This is a genomic window from Curtobacterium sp. B18 (genome assembly GCF_000333375.1).
Taxonomy (GTDB): domain Bacteria; phylum Actinomycetota; class Actinomycetes; order Actinomycetales; family Microbacteriaceae; genus Curtobacterium.
In genome coordinates, this window is sequence record NZ_BACZ01000310.1 from 1 (window position 1) to 1,519 (window position 1,519).

General features: G+C 71.1%; 1 protein-coding gene and 1 pseudogene. One reads left to right on the forward strand and one right to left on the reverse strand.

Features of this window, described 5'->3' with window-relative positions; genetic code table 11:
* Positions 1–402: AI-2E family transporter (locus I5E_RS08400; RefSeq protein ID WP_031261925.1), on the forward strand; the 402-nt coding region annotated here is incomplete at its 5' end.
* Positions 403–696: 294 nt separating this feature from the next.
* Here the strand turns inward: I5E_RS08400 and I5E_RS08405 are convergent.
* A pseudogene (locus tag I5E_RS08405) lies at positions 697–1,519 on the reverse strand (argininosuccinate synthase domain-containing protein); the annotation flags it as partial.

Sequence of the window (1,519 nt, forward strand, 5' to 3'; positions counted from 1 at the left end):
ATCGTGGGCGTCCCGCTCGCGCTCCCCCTCGCCGTCGTCGTGTTCATCACGGCGTTCATCCCGATCGTCGGCGCCACCGCGGCCGGCATCCTCGCCGCGCTCGTCGCCCTCGTCGCACTCGGTCCGGTCCCGGCGCTGATCGTCGTCGGCATCGTCGTGCTCGTCAACCAGCTCGAGGGCAACCTGCTGCAGCCGGTCCTGATGGGCAAGACGCTGAAGCTGCACGGCCTCGTCATCCTGATCGGGCTGACCGCCGGCACCGTGCTCGCGGGCATCACCGGCGCGATCATCTCGGTGCCGCTGCTCGCCGCCGCCTGGGGAGCGATCCAGGTGTGGGACGGGCCCGACCAGCCGGCACGCCCGTGGCGCCAGAAGCGCGAGGAGACCGCGGAGGCGCGCTGACGCGGATCCTGCGTCCGCGTCGGGCGCGGGTGCGGTCGGGCGCTCGGGCGCTCGGGTCGTCTGCACCGTCCGCGCTGCCGCCCCGGAACGACAACGTCGATGTCGTACGACGTCGACCATGTCGTTCGCCCGCGGCTGCAACAGTTGCACACGCCCGGCAGCGACGTCATCGATGTCGTACGACGTCGACCATGTCGTTCGACCCCGGCCCGTCCGCCGGCCCGGGCGCAGCACACCACGACGAAAGGANCCTACACANNNANNANANNCCCCCTTCGTCGTACCGTGTCGTGGTCAGTCGGTGCCGGAGTCGAACGCTGCACCCTCGGACGCGAGGTCCGTCCGACGACCGAGCGCGTCGTCGGCGTCCGAGGTGACGACCGCGCCGCCGAGGATCTCCTCCGACTCACCCGCTTCGAGCTGCCCGACGAGCTCGCCCGTCGCGCCACCGATGAGGCCGGCGGCGGCGTACTGCTCGAGGCGTGCCCGGGAGTCCGCGATGTCGAGGTTGCGCATCGTCAGCTGGCCGATGCGGTCGTCCGGACCGAAGGCGGCGTCGCCCACGCGCTCCATCGAGAGCTTGTCCGGGTGGTACGACAGCGCCGGCCCCGTGGTGTCGAGGATCGTGTAGTCGTCACCGCGACGGAGCCGCAGGGTGACCTCGCCCGTGACCGCCGAGGCGACCCAGCGCTGCAGCGACTCACGGAGCATGAGCGACTGCGGGTCGAGCCACCGGCCCTCGTACATCAGGCGACCGAGGCGACGGCCCTCGTTGTGGTACGACGCGACCGTGTCCTCGTTGTGGATCGCGTTGAGCAGGCGCTCGTAGGCGATGTGCAGCAGCGCCATGCCCGGCGCCTCGTAGATGCCGCGGCTCTTCGCCTCGATGATGCGGTTCTCGATCTGGTCGGACGCACCGAGACCGTGGCGGCCACCGATCGCGTTCGCCTCGTACACCAGGGCGACGGCGTCCGCGTACTCGACGCCGTTGATCGCCACGGGGCGGCCGGCCTCGAAGCGGACGGACACGACCTCGGTCGCGACCTCGACGTCGTCACGCCACGCGGCGACGCCCATGATCGGCTCGACGATGTCCAGGCCGCTCGAGAGCTCCTCG